Genomic DNA, 18,248 nt, shown 5'->3' on the forward strand with positions numbered 1-18,248 from the left:
GCATGAACGCTCTGAGCAAACACCAACAGGACAAGGCGACTTTCCTGGAACGCATCATCTTCACCCACCGGCCGTTCGTGATCATCGCCTGCCTGCTGGTGACCATCTTCCTCGGCTACCAGGCGACCCAGGTGCGTCCGTCCACCAGCTTCGAGAAGATGATTCCGCTGCAGCACCCGTTCATCCAGAACATGCTGGAGCACCGCAACGACCTGGCCAACCTCGGCAACACCGTGCGCATCTCGGTGGAAGCGGTGAACGGCGACATCTTCACCAAGGAGTACATGGAGACGCTGCAGAAGATCCATGACGAGGTCTTCTACATTCCCGGCGTCGACCGCTCCGGCATGAAGTCGCTGTGGAGCCCGAGCGTGCGCTGGACCGAGGTGACCGAGGAAGGCTTCGCCGGTGGCGAAGTGATCCCGCAGACCTACGACGGTTCGCCCAAGGCGCTGGAGCTGCTGCGCAACAACGTGCTCAAGTCCGGCCAGATCGGCCGCCTGGTAGCCAACAACTTCAAGTCGAGCATCGTCGATGTGCCGCTGCTGGAGGTCTATCCGGACCCGAAGGACCAGGGCAAGCTGATGAAGCTGGACTACCGCCAGTTCTCCCATGAGCTGGAAGAGAAGATCCGCGACAAGTACCAGCTGCAGAACCCCAACGTGAAGGTGCACATCACCGGCTTCGCCAAGAAGGTCGGCGACCTGATCGACGGCCTGCTGCTGGTGGTCGGCTTCTTCGGCATCTGCTTCGTGATCACCCTGGTGCTGCTGCTGTGGTTCACCAAGTGCGTGCGCTCGACCATCGCCGTGCTCTCCACCACCCTGGTGGCGGTGATCTGGCAGCTCGGCCTGCTGCACACCATCGGCTTCGGGCTGGACCCGTACTCGATGCTGGTGCCGTTCCTGATCTTCGCCATCGGTATTTCCCATGGCGTGCAGAAGATCAACGGTATCGCCCTGCAGTCCAGCGATGCGGAAACCCCGCTGCTGGCCGCTCGCCGTACCTTCCGCCAGCTCTTCCTGCCGGGCATGATCGCCATCCTCGCGGACGCCGTCGGCTTCATCACCCTGCTGGTGATCGACATCGGCGTGATCCGTGAGCTGGCCATCGGCGCCTCGGTCGGCGTGGCGGTGATCGTGTTCACCAACCTGATCCTGCTGCCGGTCGCGATCTCCTACATCGGCATCAGCAAGAAGGCGGTGCAGCGCAGCAAGGAAGACGCGGTGCGCGACCATCCCTTCTGGCGCGCGCTGTCCAACTTCGCCAGTCCGAAAGTGGCACCCATTTCCGTGGTCATCGCCCTGGTGATGTTCGCCGGCGGCATGTGGCAGGGCCATCACCTGAAGATCGGCGACCTCGACCAGGGCGCGCCGGAACTGCGTCCGGACTCGCGCTACAACCTGGACAACGACTTCATCATCCGCAACTACTCGACCAGCTCCGACGTGCTGGTGGTGATGGTGGAATCCGCCGCCGAAGGCTGCTCAACCCACAAGACCATGGCGGCCATCGACGAGCTCGCCTGGCGCCTGGAAAACACCGAGGGCGTGCAATCGGCCATCTCCCTGGTCACCGTCTCCAAGCAGATGATCAAGGGCATGAACGAGGGCAACCTGAAGTGGGAGTCGCTGTCGCGCAACCAGGACGTGCTGAACAACTCCATCAGCCGTGCCGAAGGCCTGTTCAACAGCAACTGCTCGCTCGCGCCCCTGCTGGTATTCCTCAACGACCACAAGGCCGAGACCCTCGACCGTGCGGTCGGCGTGGTCCAGGAGTTCGCCAAGGCCAACAACCAGGACGACCTGAAGTTCAAGCTCGCCGCCGGTAACGCGGGTATCGAGGCGGCCACCAACGAGGTGATCAAGCAGTCCGAGCTGACCATCCTGATCCTGGTGTACATCTGCGTGGCGGTGATGTGCCTGATCACCTTCCGCTCCTTCGCCGCCACCCTGTGCATCGTGCTGCCGCTGATCCTCACCTCGGTGCTGGGCAACGCGCTGATGGCCACCCTGGGCATCGGCGTGAAGGTCGCGACCCTGCCGGTGATCGCATTGGGCGTGGGTATCGGCGTGGACTACGGCATCTACATCTACACCCGCCTGGAGTCCTTCCTGCGCCAGGGCCTGTCCCTGCAGGAGGCCTACTACGAGACCCTGAAGTCCACCGGCAAGGCCGTGCTGTTCACCGGCCTGTGCCTGGCCATCGGCGTCGCCACCTGGATCTTCTCGGCGATCAAGTTCCAGGCCGACATGGGCCTGATGCTGACCTTCATGCTCCTCTGGAACATGTTCGGCGCCCTGTGGCTGCTGCCGGCGCTGGCGCGCTTCCTGATCAACCCGGAGAAGGTGCGGCAGAAGAAGGCGTCGATCCTGGTTCACTGATCGGCTCTCAAGCAATAAAAAAACGCGGCCCTCGGGCCGCGTTTTTTTATTGTGCCGGATCAGGGTTCGGAGCCGCCGGGGATCCATCGCGGACGGAGTCCGCTCCTACGATGCATGAGATCGCGTAGGAGCGGACTTCGTCCGCGATTGGCTTCGATCCGCCGGGTTCCCTGGTAGGAGCGGGCCATGCCCGCGATCGCGCGCATGGCGCGCTCCTACAGGTGCCGGATCACGGCAGGATGGCGAACACCCGCGCCGGGAATCCGGTGCCGCGGGCGATCTTCGGGAAGCTCACCACTGCCAGCGCGCCGGCTTCGGGCACCTTGTCGAGGTTGGCGAGCAGTTCGATCTGGTAGTGGTTGGTACCCAGGATGTAGGACTCCAGCGAGTAGTCGTCCTTGGTGGTGGCCAGACCCGGATCGGTGTCGGTGGTCTCATGGCCGGACGCGGTGATCTTGCGCGTCTCGTAGAGGTACACCAGCGCCTCCTTGCTCCAGCCCGGATAGTGGGCCACGCCCTTGGCGTCCTGGTTCTGCATCTTCGCCTGGTCCGGCCAGCGCTGGGACCAGTCGGTGCGCAGCGCGGCGAAGGCGCCCTCGGGCACCGGGCCATGCTTGGCTTCCCAAGCCTTCACATCGGCCAGGGTCAGTACGTAGTCGGGGTTCTTCGCCACCTGCTCATGGACGTCGAACACCACCAGTGGCAGGAACTGTTCCTTCACCTCCAACTGATCGACGCTGCGCAGGCCCTTGTGGAAATGCACCGGCGGGTCGACGTGGGTACCCCACTGGCCGACGTGACTGTACAGCTCCACCTGGAAGCCGTCCTTGTCCACGCTGTAGAGCGTCTTGCGGCCCATGGGCTCGAAGCCTTTCCAGTGCGGCGTGTCGTCGTCGAAGGCGTGGGTCAGGTCAACCCAAGCGTGCTGCTTGAGGCTGGCGTAGGTGTCCCACAGGCCGGGCTGGGCGGCCTGGACGGGAGCAATGAGTACGGGCAGCAGGGCGGCGGCGAAGAGCAGGGCGGGCAAGCGTTGCATGGTGTCTGATTCCTTGACGGGGATGGGATGGCGCGCCTTATCTTTCCCCAGCGCCAACCCCATCTTCCAATTCCGAATCCTGCTTTTCTTATTCCGAAACCGGTCCAGGAGTGCCCATGTCCTTGCAGCTCATCGAATACGCCGACGCCAGCCCCGAGGTCCGTGCCGTCTACGACGACATCATGGCGACCCGCAGGATCGACTGGGTGAACAACTTCTGGAAGGCCCTGGCCAACCATCCGCAGACCCTCAAGCGCACCTGGGAAAGCCTCAAGGAGGTGATGGGGCCGGGGCAACTGGACCCGCTGGTGAAGGAGCTGATCTACGTCGCCGTCAGCGTCACCAACAACTGCAACTACTGCATCGGCTCCCACGGCGCGGCGGCGCGCAAGGCGGGGATGGACGATGCGATGCTCGGCGAGCTGCTGGCGGTGGTGGCCATGGCGAACGAGACCAACCGCCTCGCCATCGGCTATCAGGTTCCGCTGGATGAGGTGTTCAAGGGCGCGGTGATGGAGGCCAATGGCGGCTAGTTGTGGCGTTTTTGTAGGAGCGCGCCATGCGCGCGATCGCGGGCATGGCCCGCTCCTACAGGGGGCGACGCACGTTGCGACGAACCGATCGATCAAGGAGCCGGCGCCGATAACCGCAGGATGGTCTTCACTGGCGTCCCATCGTTCCAGCGCCCCATCGACAACTGTGCCGCGCCACCACCCAGGGCGTAGTCGCGGTCCTGGCTGTAGAAGGCGGCGTCGCACAGGGCGTCGAACAGTTTCCAGGTGCCATACCAGTCCAGTGCGTCGGTGGCCAGCGCGTTGTGGGCCGATGGCTGGCCCTGCTTGAGGCGCTGGCGTACCCGTTCCTGCACGCGATTGAGCAGCCAGCTGGAAGAGTCGCTGGGCGGATAGCGCGGGTCGAAGCGTGGCGCGCTGGGCGCCGCGTGGTTGGCCAGCAGGGGCGGGCTGCCATGGCGGTCGCTGCGCAACAGCAGCAGGTCCTTGTCCCGCGCGGCGACCTGGGTGCTTTCCCGGTAGATGCGCCGTGCGTCGTCGCAGCCGACGCGCTCGTCCTCATCGCCACAGACGGCCAGCAGCAAGGTTCCGGCGGGAATGTTCAGCAGCGGCTCCAACGGCACCTGGCGCCAGCGTGGGCCACTGCTCTTGCCTGGTTCCACCGCCATCAGCGCGTGCGGCTTCGGGATGTCCAGGCGCTGCCAGGAAGCGGCGAGCCCGCTGGCGATCAGGCCGCCGGCGGAGTGTCCGAGGTAGGCCACATGCGCAAGCTCCGGCTTCACTCCGAGCCTTCCTGCCTGCAGGTCGCGGACGGCATGGCGCACCGAGTCGGCGGCATTGGGCAGGAAGTCCGCGGCGGGTGTCTTCAGGTTGGCCTGGTAGCGCGGGTAGATGATGATTGCGCCGCGGCGGACGATGTGTTCGATCCAGGCGCGGTACAGGTCCGGTTGCATCACGCTCCAGCCGTGGGTGAAGACCACCAGCGGCGCGCTTTGCGGCTGCGGGCGGGCCGGGGTGAAGACCCAGTATTCGTTGCCGTCGGCGTTGAAGTGCCATTGGCGAACGTCGGCGTGGCTGTAGGCCGAGCCGCCGGGCCCCTGCAGCGGCTGTGTCGGCGGCAGGGCGGGCTCGGCGCGTGATGTGAGTGTCAGCGAAAGGCCGACGAACAGGGCGCAAAGGCTGGCGCGGGGCATCTGGGTGCCTCTTGGCGGGGCTCGCCAGCAAGCATAGCCCCGCCGTTGCGTCAGCGCGGGTAGAGCGGCGGCAGGCTGCCCGGATCGGCGGCGGGAGCGGCTTCCGGATCGGCGCCCGGCAGGCTGCGCACGGCGCGCCAGAGGTCCTCGCCCTGCCAGTTGCGGCCACCTTCGCTGTCGCTGTACAGCGCGCCATTGAGGCTGTCCAGGGCGTCGGACAGCGGCACGAAGCGCGCCGCCATGTCCGCCAGGGTCTCCGGTTGCTGGCGTGCCCAGGCGTCCAGCGCCTGGCGGGTGGCGTGCGGGTCGTTGGCCTGGCAGGCGCGGCGCAGTTCGTCGAGCAGGGTGCGCGCGCTGGGGCCGGCGACCGCGGCGCGGATCACTGCGGGCAGCCGGCGCGCGCGCCACCACAGGCCGAATCCCAGCAGTGTGGTGAAGGCGAGGATGGCGCAAGCCAGCTGCCAGGGCCACAGGCGGGCCTGGGGTTGCAGCAGGGCGTCGGTGGTGGGGGTGGCGGATGCGTCGGCCGGGGTTTCCAGCTGCGGGTTGGCGGCCACCGTCAGGGTGCGCGCCGGCAGGCTGGTGCGCTCGACGCGATTGTCCCGGGTATTCCACCAGACCACTTCGACGGGCGGCAGTTGTACCTGGCCGGCGTGGTCGGCAATCAGCGCCTCGCGCTCTTCGCGGCTGCCGATCATGCCTTGTTCGGTGCCCTGGTTGGCCAGTTGCGGCTGGTCGGGGTAGTGGCGCAACTCGCCCGGCAAGGTCTGCGGCAGCGGCGGCAACTGGGCGCTGGAGAGCCCCTCCACGCGCAGCATGATATTGCGGGTCAGCGCTTCGCCGGCACGGGCCTGCTCCGGTTGCGGGCTCCAGGTTTCGCTCAGGCTAAGCGACCGGGCCGGCAGCCAGGGGGCGTCGGCGGGGTAATCGGCGGGCTTGGGTTTGATCTGCAGCGGGATGGTCGGCGAGACCACCCGGATCTGCTTGCCCGGCGGCGGCCCGAAGGGACTGTCGTCGGGGCTGCGCTGCTGGGAGGCCTGGGTGGCATTGAAGGTCTGCCCGGGGATTTCCAGGGGACCGCTCTTCTGCGGGAAGATCGCGTAGCGAACTTCGATGACCCCATGGCGCACGCCGTTGATTTCCTTCTCGTAGGTGCGCGCCTCGCCCAGCGGTTCGACGCGGGCGTCGGCGATCTGCAGGGGCGTGAGGCTGCTGTCGTCGTAGAGCGACACCGAATGGTAGATGCGCAGGGTCAGGATCACCTGCGCCTGCACATAGCTTTCCTCCTGGTCCACGCTGGCGTCGATGAACACGGGGGCGAGTTTCTGGCTGCTGGCGCTTTGTTCGGCCTTGAGGACGTGCAGGCTGATCGACTCGGTCGTATTGCCGCCCAGGTGGATCGGCGGAATCACCACCGTGCCTTCATTGCGTGGCTGCAAGGTGACGATCCAGCGGGTGGTGGCCTGGGTCTTGCCGTTCAGGGTGGTGAGACGGTTGACCTGGCGGGTGCCGAGCACCACGAACTGATCGTCCAGGGGCTTCAGGTCCGGCTTGCCGAACAAGGTCGGGTCGTCGGACTCCAGTGTCAGGTCGATGCTTTCGCCTTCGTTCAGGCGCGTGCGGTCGACACTGGCGGTGAAGCTGGCCTCGGCGCGGACGGCGGCGAGGCAGAGCAGGGTCAGGCAGATCAGCCTTTTCATTGCGTGGGTTCCTGGCGCTGCTGCTGTTGCTGGTACCAGAACTTGCGGCGCAGCAGTTCGGAGGGATCGTCGGGAATCTGGCGCAACCATTGTTCCAGGGCCTGGCGGCGCTCGTCACTCAATGGACCGGTGCTCGCCAGGTTGGTTTCGCCTTCTTCGACATGGGAACTTTGCGGCGGGATGCTCTGGCTGGCGGCGGGCTTGTCGGCGTCGCGCTGTTCCGGCGTCTGGGCCGAAGGGGTGGGCTGCGAGGCCTGTTCCTCGGACTGCTCTTCCTTGGGTTTCGACTCCCTGGGCTGTAGCGGCTGGGGTTCGCTGGTTTCGCCCTGGGACGGATTCTGCTGCGGGGAGGACTGGCTTGCTTCGTCGCCGGACGCTTTCTGCCGCTGACGCAGCAGCTCCTCCAGCAACGCCTTGTTGCGTTGCGCGGCGGCCAGGTCGGGTGCGCGCTCCAGGGCCTGGTCGTAGGCGTCGATCGCGGCTTCCAGCTCGTTCTGCCGGGCGAGGGCGTTGCCACGGTTGTAATGGTCGGCGGCGCTGTCCCCCTGGGAGAAGGCCCGCGCGGCGTCGGCATAGTCGCCGGCTTCAAAGAGGGCCAGGCCCCGCCAGCGGAAGTCCTCGAAGCGTTCGGCGGCTTCGGCCGGTTTCTGCGCTTCGAGCAGGCGCTGGCCCTGCTGGTCGGGGGTCAGCCAGAGGTCGGCGAGTTCGAAGGCATTGGCGCTCTGCGGCGTCGACCACAGCAGCGGCAACAGCAGCGGCAGGCTGAACAGCCAGCCCCGGCGACCGGCGCAGGCGGCGAGCAACAAGAGCGGCAGCAGCAGCCAGTAGCCCTGGTCGGCCCAGCGTTGCAGGCGCAGAATGGCGTCGTCCTCGCTGGCCTGCAGGCCCTGGGTGTTGTTCAGGAGGCCTAGCGCGCGCAGGTCGGCGTTGCCCGGACGCAGACGCTGGAAGCGTCCGTCGAGGTCGGTGGCGAACTGGCGAAGGGTGTTTTCGTCCAGCCGCGGCACCAGGATGTTGCCTTGCTCGTCCTTGAGGAAGGTGCCGTCTTCCTGGGCGATCGGCGCGCCGCCGGGGGTGCCGATGGCGAGCAGCAGCAGGTCCTTGCCCTTGCCCTTGAGCGCCTTGCGGATGCCCTGGCGTTCCTGCGCATCCAGGGCGCTGGCGATCAGCAGGATGTGGCCGTTGCCTTCGGCACCGTGGTTCAGCAACTGGCGCGCCTGCTCGACGGCGAGGTCGGCGCGGCGGCCCGGCGCCGGCATGATCGAGGGCTTGAGCGCGTCCAGCAGGTTGCGCGCGGTGCCCAGGTCATTGGACAGCGGCACCAGGGTGTGAGCGCTGCCGGCGTAGACGACGATGGCGGTCTGTGCGTCGCTGCGTGCCCGCAACAGGTCGAGCACCTTGCGCCGTGCCTGCTCCAGGCGGCTGGGCGGCAGGTCGGTGGCGAGCATTTCCGGCGTCAGCTCGAGGACCACCACCAGCGGATCGCTGCGCTCCATCGCCGGTTGTTCCAGGTATTGCCAGCTCGGGCCGAGCAGCGCGAGCACTGCCAGCAGCCAGGCCAGGCCGAGGAATATCCACGGACGTCGTTCGTGGCGGCCGTGACCGCCGGACAGCATCCAGGGGTGGAAGGCCGCCGGCAGCAGCAATTGCCAGCGGCCGGCGCGGCGCTGGCGGTGCCAGAGCTTCCACAGCAGCCAGCCGAGCAGCGGCAGCAGGAGCAGCGACCAGGGGCGCAGCAGGTGGGGCCAGAACGCGCTCATGGCTGCCGCTCCCGGCGCAGGCGTGCCAGCCAGGCCGGGCGGGCCGGCCAGCGCCAGTCCTCCGGCGGCCAGAGTTCGCGGACCACCAGTGTCACGCTGATCAGCAGCGCAAGGAGCAGCGGCCAGCTGTAGAGCGCCAGGGCAGGGCGCGCCTGGGTGGGGTTCTGTTCCACCGGCTCCAGGGCGTCGAGGCTGTCGGAGATGCGTTGCAGCTCCTCGCCGTTGCGGGCGCGGAAATATTCGCCGCCGGTGATTTGCGCGATGGCCTTGAGCGTCGGCTCGTCCAGGTCCAGGCCGGGGTTCAGGCCGAACAAGCCCTTCACTCCACCCTGCTGGGGATCGGCGCCGATGCCGATGGTGTAGACCTTCACCTGCTCCTCGGCGGCGAGGCGGGCAGCGGTCTGCGGATCGATCTCGCCGGCGGTGTTGGCGCCGTCGGTGATCAGCACCAGTACGCGGCTCTGTGCCGGGCGTTGGCGCAGGCGCTTGACCGCCACGCCGATGGCATCGCCCAGCGCGGTATCCTTGCCGGCGATGCCGATCATGGCCTCGTCGAGCCAGACGCGCACGGTGTCGCGGTCGAAGGTCAGTGGCGCCTGCAGGTAGGCGCGGGTGCCGAAGAGGATCAGGCCGACGCGGTCGCCACGGCGTGCCTCGATGAAGCCGCCAAAGAGCTTCTTCACCAGTTCCAGACGGCTGATGTCATCGTCTTCCCAGCGCATGTCGGCGTAGTCCATGGAACCGGAGACATCCACGGCGAGCAGCAGGTCGCGACCGCTGGCGGGAATCGGCAGCGGGTCGCCGACCCACTGCGGGCGCGCCGCCGCCATCAGCAGGCAGAGCCAGAGCAGGGCGAAGGGCGCCTGCTGGCGCCAGGCCGGCAGACGGGCGCGGGCTCGGCGGCCGGCGAGGCCTTCGAGCTCCTGGAGGAAACTGACCTTGAGTGCCGCCTCGCCGCTGTCCGCCGGCGGCAGGATAAGGCGCATCACCCAGGGCAGGGGCGCGAGCAGGAAGACCCAGGGCCAGGCGAGCTCAAACATGCTTGCGTACCCAGGTTTCCACGGCGGCGGCGAGGCCGTTGATGGCCTTGTCGTCGAGCTGGCATTCGGCGCGGTAGCCGCCCTCCACCAGGATCATCCAGCGGGTCAGGCCGGCGGCGGGGCAGCGGTTGTCGAGGAAGGCCAGCCAGGCGCGGCCGCTCAGGGTATGGCTGTGGCTGTCGGGCCAGCGCGCCCGCGACACGCGCTTGAGCAGGCCGTTGATCGCCTGCAGCCAGGGGCCGGCGGGAGCGCGGTCATAGGGTCGCGGCAGACGCGCCAGTTCTTCCAGCGCCGCCTGGCGCAAGGGATCGAGTGGGACTTCGGCGACTTCCTTCGGCTTGCGTCGTGGCTGCCAGTGCTGGCGCGTCAGCCAGAGCCCCCACAGCGCTATCGGAATCAGGGCGGCGACCACCCACCAGCCGGGGGCGGGCGGCCACCAGGCGACGGGCGCTGGGGCGATCAGGGGTTCCAGCTGGTCGAGCGGGTTCATGGTGCGTACCCCGGCTGGTGCTGTTCCAGCAGGTTGCGCAACTGTTCCACCAGTTCCTCCTGGGTGGACAGCGGCAGCAGCGGTACGCCCAGGCGCTGGGCCAGGCGTGTCCAGCGTTCGCGGCGGGCCTGCCCCAGGGCGCGGTAGGCCAGGCGCTGCTCGTCGATGTGGGTGTCCAGTTCCAGCTGCGCCGGGCCTTCGGCGAAGCGCAGCAGTCCGGCTGCCGGCAGGGCGTGGTCGAGCGGGTCGGACACCGGCAGCAGCACCAGGTCGGTATGGCGCGCCAACAGCGACAGTTGCTGCTCGGCCAGATCGCCCAGGGCGCGCTCGTCGCACACCACCAGGATCAGGCTGCCGGGGCGCAGCACTTCGCGGGCGCGGCGCAGTGCCATGCTGAAACCGTCGCCGCCATGGCCGAGGCCTGCGCCGGCGAGCAGGCCGTGGTTGGCCCGCACGACCAGGTTGAGCAGCTGCAGCAGGCTCTGCTTGCTGCGCCGTGGCTTGATCTCCTGGCATTCGCTGTCGGTGAACACCAGCCCGCCGATACGGTCGTTGTGCGCCAGCGCGGACCAACCGATGAAGGCGGCGGCGCGGGCCGCCAGGACCGACTTCAGGCACAGCCCGGAGCCGAAGAACAGCCGCGTGCTCTGCTCGACGAGGACGAACACCGGCCGCTCGCGCTCCTCATGGAACAACTTGGTGTGCGGTTCCTGGGTGCGCGCGGTGACGCGCCAGTCGATGGTGCGCACGTCGTCGCCGGCCTGGTAGACACGCACCTGGTCGAAGTCCACGCCTCGCCCACGCAGGCGCGAATGGTGCAGGCCGATCAGCGGGCTGCGCCGCGACGGCGTGGAGAACAGCTGGGCTTCGCGCAGGCGGTGGCGGATCTCGATCAGCTCGCCGAGCGAGACGGCTACGCCTGGCGCCAGGACGTTGTGCATGTCAGGCGACGGCGACCACGTCGAGGATGCGCTGGACCACGCGGTCCTGGTCGATCCCGGCGGCTTCGGCTTCGAAGGACAGGATCAGGCGGTGGCGCAGCACGTCGAACAGCATCGCCTGGATGTCCTCGGGGCTGACGAAATCGCGGCCGGCCAGCCAGGCATGGGCGCGCGCGCATCGGTCGAGGGCGATCGAACCGCGCGGGCTCGCCCCGTAGGACAGCCATTCGGCCAGCTCGGCGTCGTACTTGGCCGGGTTGCGGGTGGCCATGATCAGTTGCACCAGGTACTCCTCCACCGCGTCGGCCATGTACAGGCCGAGGATTTCCTTGCGGGCGGCGAAGATCGATTCCTGGGTCACCTGGCGCTCGGGCCGGGTCTCGCCATGCAGGGCTTCGCCACGGGCCTGCTGGAGGATGCGGCGTTCCACGGAAGCCTCGGGGTAGCCGATCTTCACGTGCATCAGGAAGCGGTCGAGCTGGGCTTCGGGCAGCGGGTAGGTGCCTTCCTGCTCGATGGGGTTCTGCGTGGCCATGACCAGGAACAGCGGCGGCAGGTCATAGGTGCTGCGGCCCACGCTGACCTGGCGCTCGGCCATGGCTTCGAGCAATGCCGATTGCACCTTGGCCGGTGCGCGGTTGATTTCGTCGGCCAGCACCAGGTGGTGGAAGATCGGCCCCTGCTGGAAGACGAAGGTGCCGTTCTCCGGACGGTAGATCTCGGTGCCGGTGATGTCCGCCGGAAGCAGGTCGGGGGTGAACTGGATGCGGTGGAACTCGGCCTCCAGGCCTTCGGCCAGGTCCTTGATCGCCTTGGTCTTGGCCAGGCCCGGAGCGCCTTCCACCAGCAGGTGGCCGTCGGCGATCAGGGCAATGAGCAGGCGCTCGATGAGCTTTTCCTGGCCGAGGATCTGGCTGGAGAGGTACTGGCGCAGCGCAAGCAGCGACTCACGATGTTCCATCGCGTGGGGTTCCTGGACGAGGGTGGGGCTGTGTCGGGGCCCATACTTTACTGCATCGGCAGTTCCGCGTGGAGCGCCGGGGTTCTCACCTGGGGCAGAGCGGCCTGCGACGCCGGGTCGCCGGGCAGCGGCGTCAGGCAGCGCAGCGGGCTGTTCGGGTTGCGCACATGGCGCATCTCGCGGGCGCCGCCGTGGACGACAGCGAAGCGGTAGACCCAGGCGACCAGGCGCGGCATGCCGGCTTCCAGCAGCATGCGATGGAACAACTCGTCCGCCTCGGCCTTGGTCACCGGGGCGACGTTGAGAAACTGATACAGCGCGTCGTGCACCAGGCTCGCGTGGTGGGCTACCGGCCAGAACATCAGGCGCTGCTTCTGCTCGCCGTGGCACAGGGACTGCACCGGCTCCAGGTGGTCCCACCAGTCGGGCGTGCCGAAGGTGGCGATCCAGTAGAAGGGCACCTTGGGCGAGCAGCCGTCCCAGGCGTAGGTGCGTTGGCAGGACAGGTCGTAACTCACGGTGCCGGCGACCAGGTCCACGCGGGCCGGGCCAGGGTTGATGATGATGCGCCCGTCGTGCACCACCAGCCACTCGCTATAGAAGAAGCGACCGTTGAACACGGCGTCTTCGCGCACCAGCGGGAAGTCGATGTAGTTGATCCACGGCCCGTTGCGGTCCCGGCTACAGAAGCCCCACTCGCGGATCGAACGCTCCCGTGCCAGTCGTACCCGGTGCAGGCGCTCACGGCGGCCGATGCAGCGCGGCAGCAGCACGCCGAGGTAGACCGGTACGGCCCCCAGCAGGAGCGGGCGCACGGCTTGATCGAGGAACAGCCAGGCCAGGGCGACCAGAGCAACGCCGAGCAAGGTGACCAGCAGGTTGTCCAGGTGGCGCAGCAATGGGCGGTGCAGGGGCGGGCGGCGTTGCATGGCATCCATTCCAGGCGGGCATTCCAGGCGAAGTAAGATGCATGGTAGCGCTTTGCTATCTCCTGCGTCAGCGGCCATCCAAGTATTTCGGTCATGACCCAATGGACTCCCCGGCGTCCGTCCGGAGCAAGCCGTTGAACGAATATGTCGCAGCCCCGTAAGCGCTCGGTAGTCCACTCCCGATAAGCTCGGCGGACCGGTGACCGTCCGGTCGGGACGGTCAATCGAGGGTCACACTGCCCAATTACATCCGTGACCTGCCCAAGACGCACAAGCGAACTACGCTCAATCCAATAATTCGAGCCCAGCGGAGTAACACCATGGCGTTCTTCACCGCAGCCAGCAAAGCCGACTTCCAGCAACAACTGCAGACGGCCCTGGCGCAGCACGTCGACGAAAAGGGCATGCCACAAGTGGCCCTGTTCGCCGAACAGTTCTTCGGTTTCATCTCCCTCGACGAATTGACCCAGCGCAGGCTGTCCGACCTGGTCGGTTGCACCCTGTCGTCCTGGCGCCTGCTGGAGCGGTTCGACCCCGCGCAGCCCGAGGTGCAGGTGTACAACCCCGATTACGAGAAGCACGGCTGGCAATCCACCCATACCGCCGTGCAGGTGCTGCATCCGGACCAGCCGTTCCTGGTCGACTCGGTGCGCATGGAACTGAACCGCCGTGGCTACAGCATCCACACCCTGCAGACCAACGTGCTGAGCGTGCGTCGCAACGCCAAGGGCGAGCTGCTGGAAATCCTGCCCAAGGGCACCCATGGCAAGGACGTGCATCAGGAATCGCTGATGTACCTGGAGATCGACCGCGCCTCCCATGTCGGCGAACTGCGCACGCTGGAGAAGAGCCTGCTCGAAGTGCTGGGTGAGGTTCGCCTGGCAGTGGCCGACTTCCCGGCCATGCGCGCCAAGGCCGAGGAGCTGCTGGCCTGGCTGGGCAAATCGAAGTCCAAGGCCCGCGCGGAAGAAACCGCCGAAGTGCGCGCCTTCCTCGAATGGTTGCTGGACAACCATTTCACCTTCCTCGGCTATGAGGAGTTCACCGTCGCTGACGAGACCGATGGCGGTCGCATGGTCTACGACGAGAAGTCCTTCCTCGGTGTGGCCAAGCTGCTGCGCACCGGCCTCAGCCAGCAGGAGCTGCACATCGAAGACTACGCGGTGGCCTACCTGCGCGAGCCGCTGCTGCTGTCCTTCGCCAAGGCCTCGCATCCCAGCCGCGTGCATCGCCCGGCCTACCCGGATTACGTATCGATCCGCGAGATCGACGCCAAGGGCAAGGTGCTGCGCGAGTTCCGCTTCATGGGCCTGTTCACGTCGTCGGTCTACAACGACAGCGTGACCCAGATCCCGTCGATCCGCGGCAAGGTGCTCGAAGTCGAGCGCCGCTCCGGTTTCGATGCCAATGCCCACCTGGGCAAGGAACTGGCCCAGGTGCTGGAAGTGCTGCCGCGCGACGACCTGTTCCAGACCTCGGTGGACGAGCTGTTCGCCACCGCCATGTCCATCGTGCAGATCCAGGAACGCAACAAGATCCGCCTGTTCCTGCGCAAGGACCCCTACGGCCGCTTCGCCTACTGCCTGGCGTACGTGCCGCGCGACATCTATTCCACCGAGACGCGCATCAAGATCGAGCAGGTCCTGCGCGATCGCCTGAAGGCCAGCGACTGCGAGTTCTGGACCTTCTTCTCCGAGTCCACCCTGGCGCGCGTGCAGTTCATCCTGCGCGTCGATCCGAAGAACCGCATCGACGTCGACGCCGCCCAGCTGGAGCAGGAAGCCATCCAGGCCTGCCGCTCCTGGCAGGACGACTACGCCGCGCTGGTGCTGGAAAACTTCGGCGAAGGCCAGGGCAACAACCTGCTGGAAGACTTCCCCAAAGGCTTCCCCGCCGGCTACCGCGAGCGCTTCGCCCCGCACTTCGCGGTGGTGGACCTGCAGCACCTGTCCAGCCTGTCCGAGAACCGCCCGCTGGTGATGAGCTTCTACCAGCCGCTGGCCCAGGGTGAGCAGCAGCTGCACTGCAAGCTGTACCACGCCGATTCGCCGCTGGCGCTGTCGGACGTCCTGCCGATCCTGGAGAACCTCGGCCTGCGCGTACTCGGCGAGTTCCCCTACCGCCTGCGCCACAGCAACGGCCGTGAGTACTGGATCCACGACTTCGCCTTCACCTACGCCGAAGGCCTGGACGTCAACATCCAGGAGCTCAACGAGACCCTGCAGGACGCCTTCGTCCATATCGTCAACGGCGACGCCGAGAACGACGCCTTCAACCGCCTGGTGCTGACCGCCGGCCTGCCGTGGCGCGACGTGGCGCTGCTGCGTGCCTACGCCCGCTACCTCAAGCAGATTCGCCTGGGCTTCGACCTCGGCTACATCGCCAGCGCGCTGAACGCCCATGTGGACATCGCCCGCGAACTGGTGCGCCTGTTCAAGACCCGTTTCTACCTGGCCCGCAAGCTCACCGCCGAGGATCTGGACGACAAGCAGCAGAAACTGGAGCAGGCCATCCTCACCGCGCTGGACGATGTCCAAGTGCTCAACGAGGACCGCATCCTGCGGCGCTACCTGGACCTGATCAAGGCGACCCTGCGCACCAACTTCTATCAGCCGGATGCGGCCGGGCAGAACAAGGGCTACTTCAGCTTCAAGTTCAATCCCAAGGCCATTCCGGAAATCCCGCGGCCGACGCCGAAGTTCGAAATCTTCGTCTACTGCCCGCGCGTGGAAGGCGTGCACCTGCGCTTCGGCGACGTGGCCCGTGGCGGCCTGCGCTGGTCCGACCGCGAGGAAGACTTCCGCACCGAAGTGCTGGGCCTGGTGAAGGCGCAGCAGGTGAAGAACGCGGTGATCGTGCCCACGGGCGCCAAGGGCGGCTTCATCCCGCGTCGCCTGCCGGTGGGTGGCACGCGCGATGAAATCCAGGCCGAGGCCATCGCCTGCTACCGCATCTTCATCTCCGGCCTGCTGGACGTGACCGACAACCTCAAGGAAGGCAAGGTCGTGCCGCCGGCCAACGTGGTGCGCCACGACCCGGACGATCCCTACCTGGTGGTGGCGGCCGACAAGGGCACCGCGACCTTCTCCGACATCGCCAACGGCATCTCCGCCGAGTACGACTTCTGGCTGGGCGACGCCTTCGCCTCCGGCGGCTCCGCCGGCTACGACCACAAGGGCATGGGCATCACCGCCCGTGGCGGCTGGGTCTCGGTGCAGCGTCACTTCCGCGAGCGCGGCATCGACGTGCAGAAGGACAGCGTCACCGTCATCGGCATCGGCGACATGGCCGGCGACGTGTTCGGCAACGGCTTGCTGATGTCGGACAAGCTGCAGATGGTCGCGGCCTTCAACCACATGCACATCTTCCTCGACCCCAATCCGGACCCGGCGGCGAGCTTCGCCGAGCGCCAGCGCCTGTTCAATCTGCCGCGCTCCAGCTGGGCGGACTACGACGCGTCGCTGATCTCCGCCGGCGGCGGCATCTTCCTGCGCAGCGCCAAGAGCATCACCCTGACCCCGGAAGTGCGTGCGCGCTTCGACATCGACGCCGAGCGTCTGACCCCCACCGAGCTGATCAACGCGCTGCTCAAGGCGCCGGTCGACCTGCTGTGGAACGGCGGCATCGGCACCTACGTGAAGTCCAGCAAGGAAACCCATGCTGACGTCGGCGACAAGGCCAACGACGGCCTGCGCGTGGACGGCCGCGACCTGCGGGTGAAGGTGGTGGGCGAGGGCGGCAACCTGGGCATGACGCAGCTGGCGCGGGTCGAATTCGGCCTCAATGGCGGCGCGTGCAACACCGACTTCATCGACAACGCCGGTGGTGTGGACTGCTCCGACCACGAGGTGAACATCAAGATCCTGCTCAACGAGGTGGTGGCCGCCGGTGACATGACCAGCAAGCAGCGCAACAAGCTGCTGGCGGAAATGACCGACCAGGTCTCCGGCCTGGTGCTGGGCAACAACTACAAGCAGACCCAGGCGCTGTCCCTGGCCGAGCGTCGCGCCCGCGAGCGCATCGCCGAGTACAAGCGGCTGATGAACGACCTGGAAGGTCGCGGCAAGCTGGATCGCGCGCTGGAGTTCCTGCCCACCGACGAAATGCTCGCCGAGCGTATCGCTGCTGGCCAGGGCCTGACCCGCGCCGAGCTTTCCGTACTGATTTCCTACAGCAAGATCGATCTGAAGGAACAGCTGCTGGGTTCTCTGGTGCCGGACGACGACTACCTGACCCGCGACATGGAGACGGCCTTCCCGCAGACCCTGGTCGACACCTTCGCCCCGGCCATGCGCAAGCACCGCCTGAAGCGCGAGATCGTCAGCACGCAGATCGCCAACGACCTGATTAACCACATGGGCATCACCTTCGTGCAGCGCCTGAAGGAGTCCACCGGCATGACGCCGGCGAACGTGGCCGGCGCCTACGTGATCGTGCGTGACGTCTTCCACCTGCCGCACTGGTTCCGCCAGATCGAGGCGCTGGACTACCAGGTGCCGGCGGAAGTGCAGCTGACCCTGATGGACGAACTGATGCGCCTGGGCCGCCGCGCGACCCGCTGGTTCCTGCGCAGCCGCCGCAACGAGCAGGATGCCGCCCGCGACGTGGCGCACTTCGGTCCGCGTATCGCCGCCCTCGGCCTGAAGCTCAACGAGCTGCTCGAAGGGCCCACCCGCGAGCTGTGGCAGGCGCGTTACCAGGGCTACGTCGATGCCGGCGTGCCGGAGCTGCTGGCGCGCATGGTCGCCGGTACCAGCCACCTCTACACCCTGCTGCCGATCATCGAGGCGGCGGACGTCACCGGCCGCGACCCGGCCGACGTGGCGCGCGCCTACTTCGCCCTGGGCAGCGAGCTGGAACTGACCTGGTACCTGCAGCAGATCAGCTCGCTGCCGGTGGAAAACAACTGGCAGGCGCTGGCCCGCGAAGCCTTCCGTGACGACCTGGACTGGCAACAGCGCGCCATCACTGTGTCGGTTCTGCAGATGCAGGACGGCCCGGCGGAGATCGACGCCCGCGTGCTCCTCTGGCTGGCGCAGCACGCGCCGATGGTCGAGCGCTGGCGCACCATGCTCACCGAGCTGCGTGCATCCAACAGCACCGACTACGCGATGTACGCCGTCGCCAACCGGGAGCTGCTGGACCTCGCGCAAAGCAACCAGCACGGCGTGTGCATCCCCTGATGCGCACCGCCGGTTAAACCTTTGATGCTCCAGCCCCGCCTAGTGCGGGGCTTTTTTTCGGGTGTGGATTCGTGCGGGAAGGAAGGTATGCAGAATCGTCAAAAGCATCGCGGAGAAGC

Annotated in this window: 12 protein-coding genes; 3 read left to right on the plus strand and 9 right to left on the minus strand. The window is 66.9% G+C overall.

What is annotated here, in order from left to right; all coding sequences use genetic code 11:
• Positions 1–2: 2 nt before the first annotated feature.
• Complete coding sequence (locus ACQ5BL_RS02460; RefSeq protein WP_207884341.1) at positions 3–2,384, plus strand: efflux RND transporter permease subunit; 2,382 nt, start codon at positions 3–5, stop codon at positions 2,382–2,384.
• Positions 2,385–2,613: 229 nt separating this feature from the next.
• Here the strand turns inward: ACQ5BL_RS02460 and ACQ5BL_RS02465 are convergent, their stop codons facing one another.
• Positions 2,614–3,420, minus strand: coding sequence for a cyclase family protein (locus ACQ5BL_RS02465; RefSeq protein WP_243808881.1), 807 nt, complete (start codon positions 3,418–3,420; stop codon positions 2,614–2,616).
• Positions 3,421–3,536: 116 nt separating this feature from the next.
• Between ACQ5BL_RS02465 and ACQ5BL_RS02470 the strand changes: the two genes are divergently transcribed.
• Positions 3,537–3,953 (plus strand): carboxymuconolactone decarboxylase family protein, encoded by a 417-nt coding sequence (locus tag ACQ5BL_RS02470; protein ID WP_243808880.1) that lies wholly within the window; start codon positions 3,537–3,539, stop codon positions 3,951–3,953.
• Between the two features lie 92 nt (positions 3,954–4,045).
• Here the strand turns inward: ACQ5BL_RS02470 and ACQ5BL_RS02475 are convergent, their stop codons facing one another.
• Genes ACQ5BL_RS02475 through ACQ5BL_RS02510 form a run of 8 tightly spaced genes read right to left on the minus strand, consistent with a single transcriptional unit; the run spans position 4,046 to position 12,946 of the window.
• Positions 4,046–5,125, minus strand: a complete 1,080-nt coding sequence (locus ACQ5BL_RS02475) for a chlorophyllase/cutinase-like alpha/beta fold protein (RefSeq protein ID WP_243808879.1) — start codon at positions 5,123–5,125, stop codon at positions 4,046–4,048.
• A gap of 50 nt (positions 5,126–5,175) precedes the next feature.
• The gene (locus ACQ5BL_RS02480; RefSeq protein ID WP_243808878.1) at positions 5,176–6,825 is read right to left on the minus strand and encodes a BatD family protein; all 1,650 of its coding nucleotides are present in this window, start codon (positions 6,823–6,825) and stop codon (positions 5,176–5,178) included.
• The gene (locus ACQ5BL_RS02485) at positions 6,822–8,585 is read right to left on the minus strand and encodes a VWA domain-containing protein (RefSeq protein ID WP_243808877.1); all 1,764 of its coding nucleotides are present in this window, start codon (positions 8,583–8,585) and stop codon (positions 6,822–6,824) included. Before ACQ5BL_RS02485 ends, ACQ5BL_RS02480 begins: the two co-directional genes overlap by 4 nt.
• Positions 8,582–9,625: a vWA domain-containing protein gene (locus ACQ5BL_RS02490; protein ID WP_243808876.1), complete on the minus strand. Its 1,044-nt coding sequence runs from the start codon at positions 9,623–9,625 to the stop codon at positions 8,582–8,584. Before ACQ5BL_RS02490 ends, ACQ5BL_RS02485 begins: the two co-directional genes overlap by 4 nt.
• A complete protein-coding gene (locus ACQ5BL_RS02495) occupies positions 9,618–10,115 on the minus strand; it encodes a DUF4381 domain-containing protein (protein ID WP_430292773.1) in 498 nt (165 codons plus the stop codon). The genes ACQ5BL_RS02490 and ACQ5BL_RS02495 overlap by 8 nt, the downstream gene beginning before the upstream one ends.
• On the minus strand, positions 10,112–11,056 hold the full coding sequence (locus ACQ5BL_RS02500) for a DUF58 domain-containing protein (protein WP_243808874.1): 945 nt from the start codon (positions 11,054–11,056) through the stop codon (positions 10,112–10,114). The genes ACQ5BL_RS02495 and ACQ5BL_RS02500 overlap by 4 nt, the downstream gene beginning before the upstream one ends.
• A 1-nt stretch (position 11,057) precedes the next feature.
• A complete protein-coding gene (locus tag ACQ5BL_RS02505) occupies positions 11,058–12,017 on the minus strand; it encodes an AAA family ATPase (RefSeq protein ID WP_207884349.1) in 960 nt (319 codons plus the stop codon).
• A gap of 47 nt (positions 12,018–12,064) precedes the next feature.
• Complete coding sequence (locus tag ACQ5BL_RS02510) at positions 12,065–12,946, minus strand: DUF1353 domain-containing protein (RefSeq protein ID WP_243808873.1); 882 nt, start codon at positions 12,944–12,946, stop codon at positions 12,065–12,067.
• A 320-nt stretch (positions 12,947–13,266) separates the two neighbouring features.
• Between ACQ5BL_RS02510 and ACQ5BL_RS02515 the strand changes: the two genes are divergently transcribed.
• Positions 13,267–18,129: an NAD-glutamate dehydrogenase gene (locus tag ACQ5BL_RS02515; protein ID WP_207884351.1), complete on the plus strand. Its 4,863-nt coding sequence runs from the start codon at positions 13,267–13,269 to the stop codon at positions 18,127–18,129.
• Positions 18,130–18,248: the final 119 nt, after the last annotated feature.

It is taken from the genome of Pseudomonas sp. B1-22, from assembly GCF_050474425.1.
GTDB lineage: Bacteria > Pseudomonadota > Gammaproteobacteria > Pseudomonadales > Pseudomonadaceae > Pseudomonas.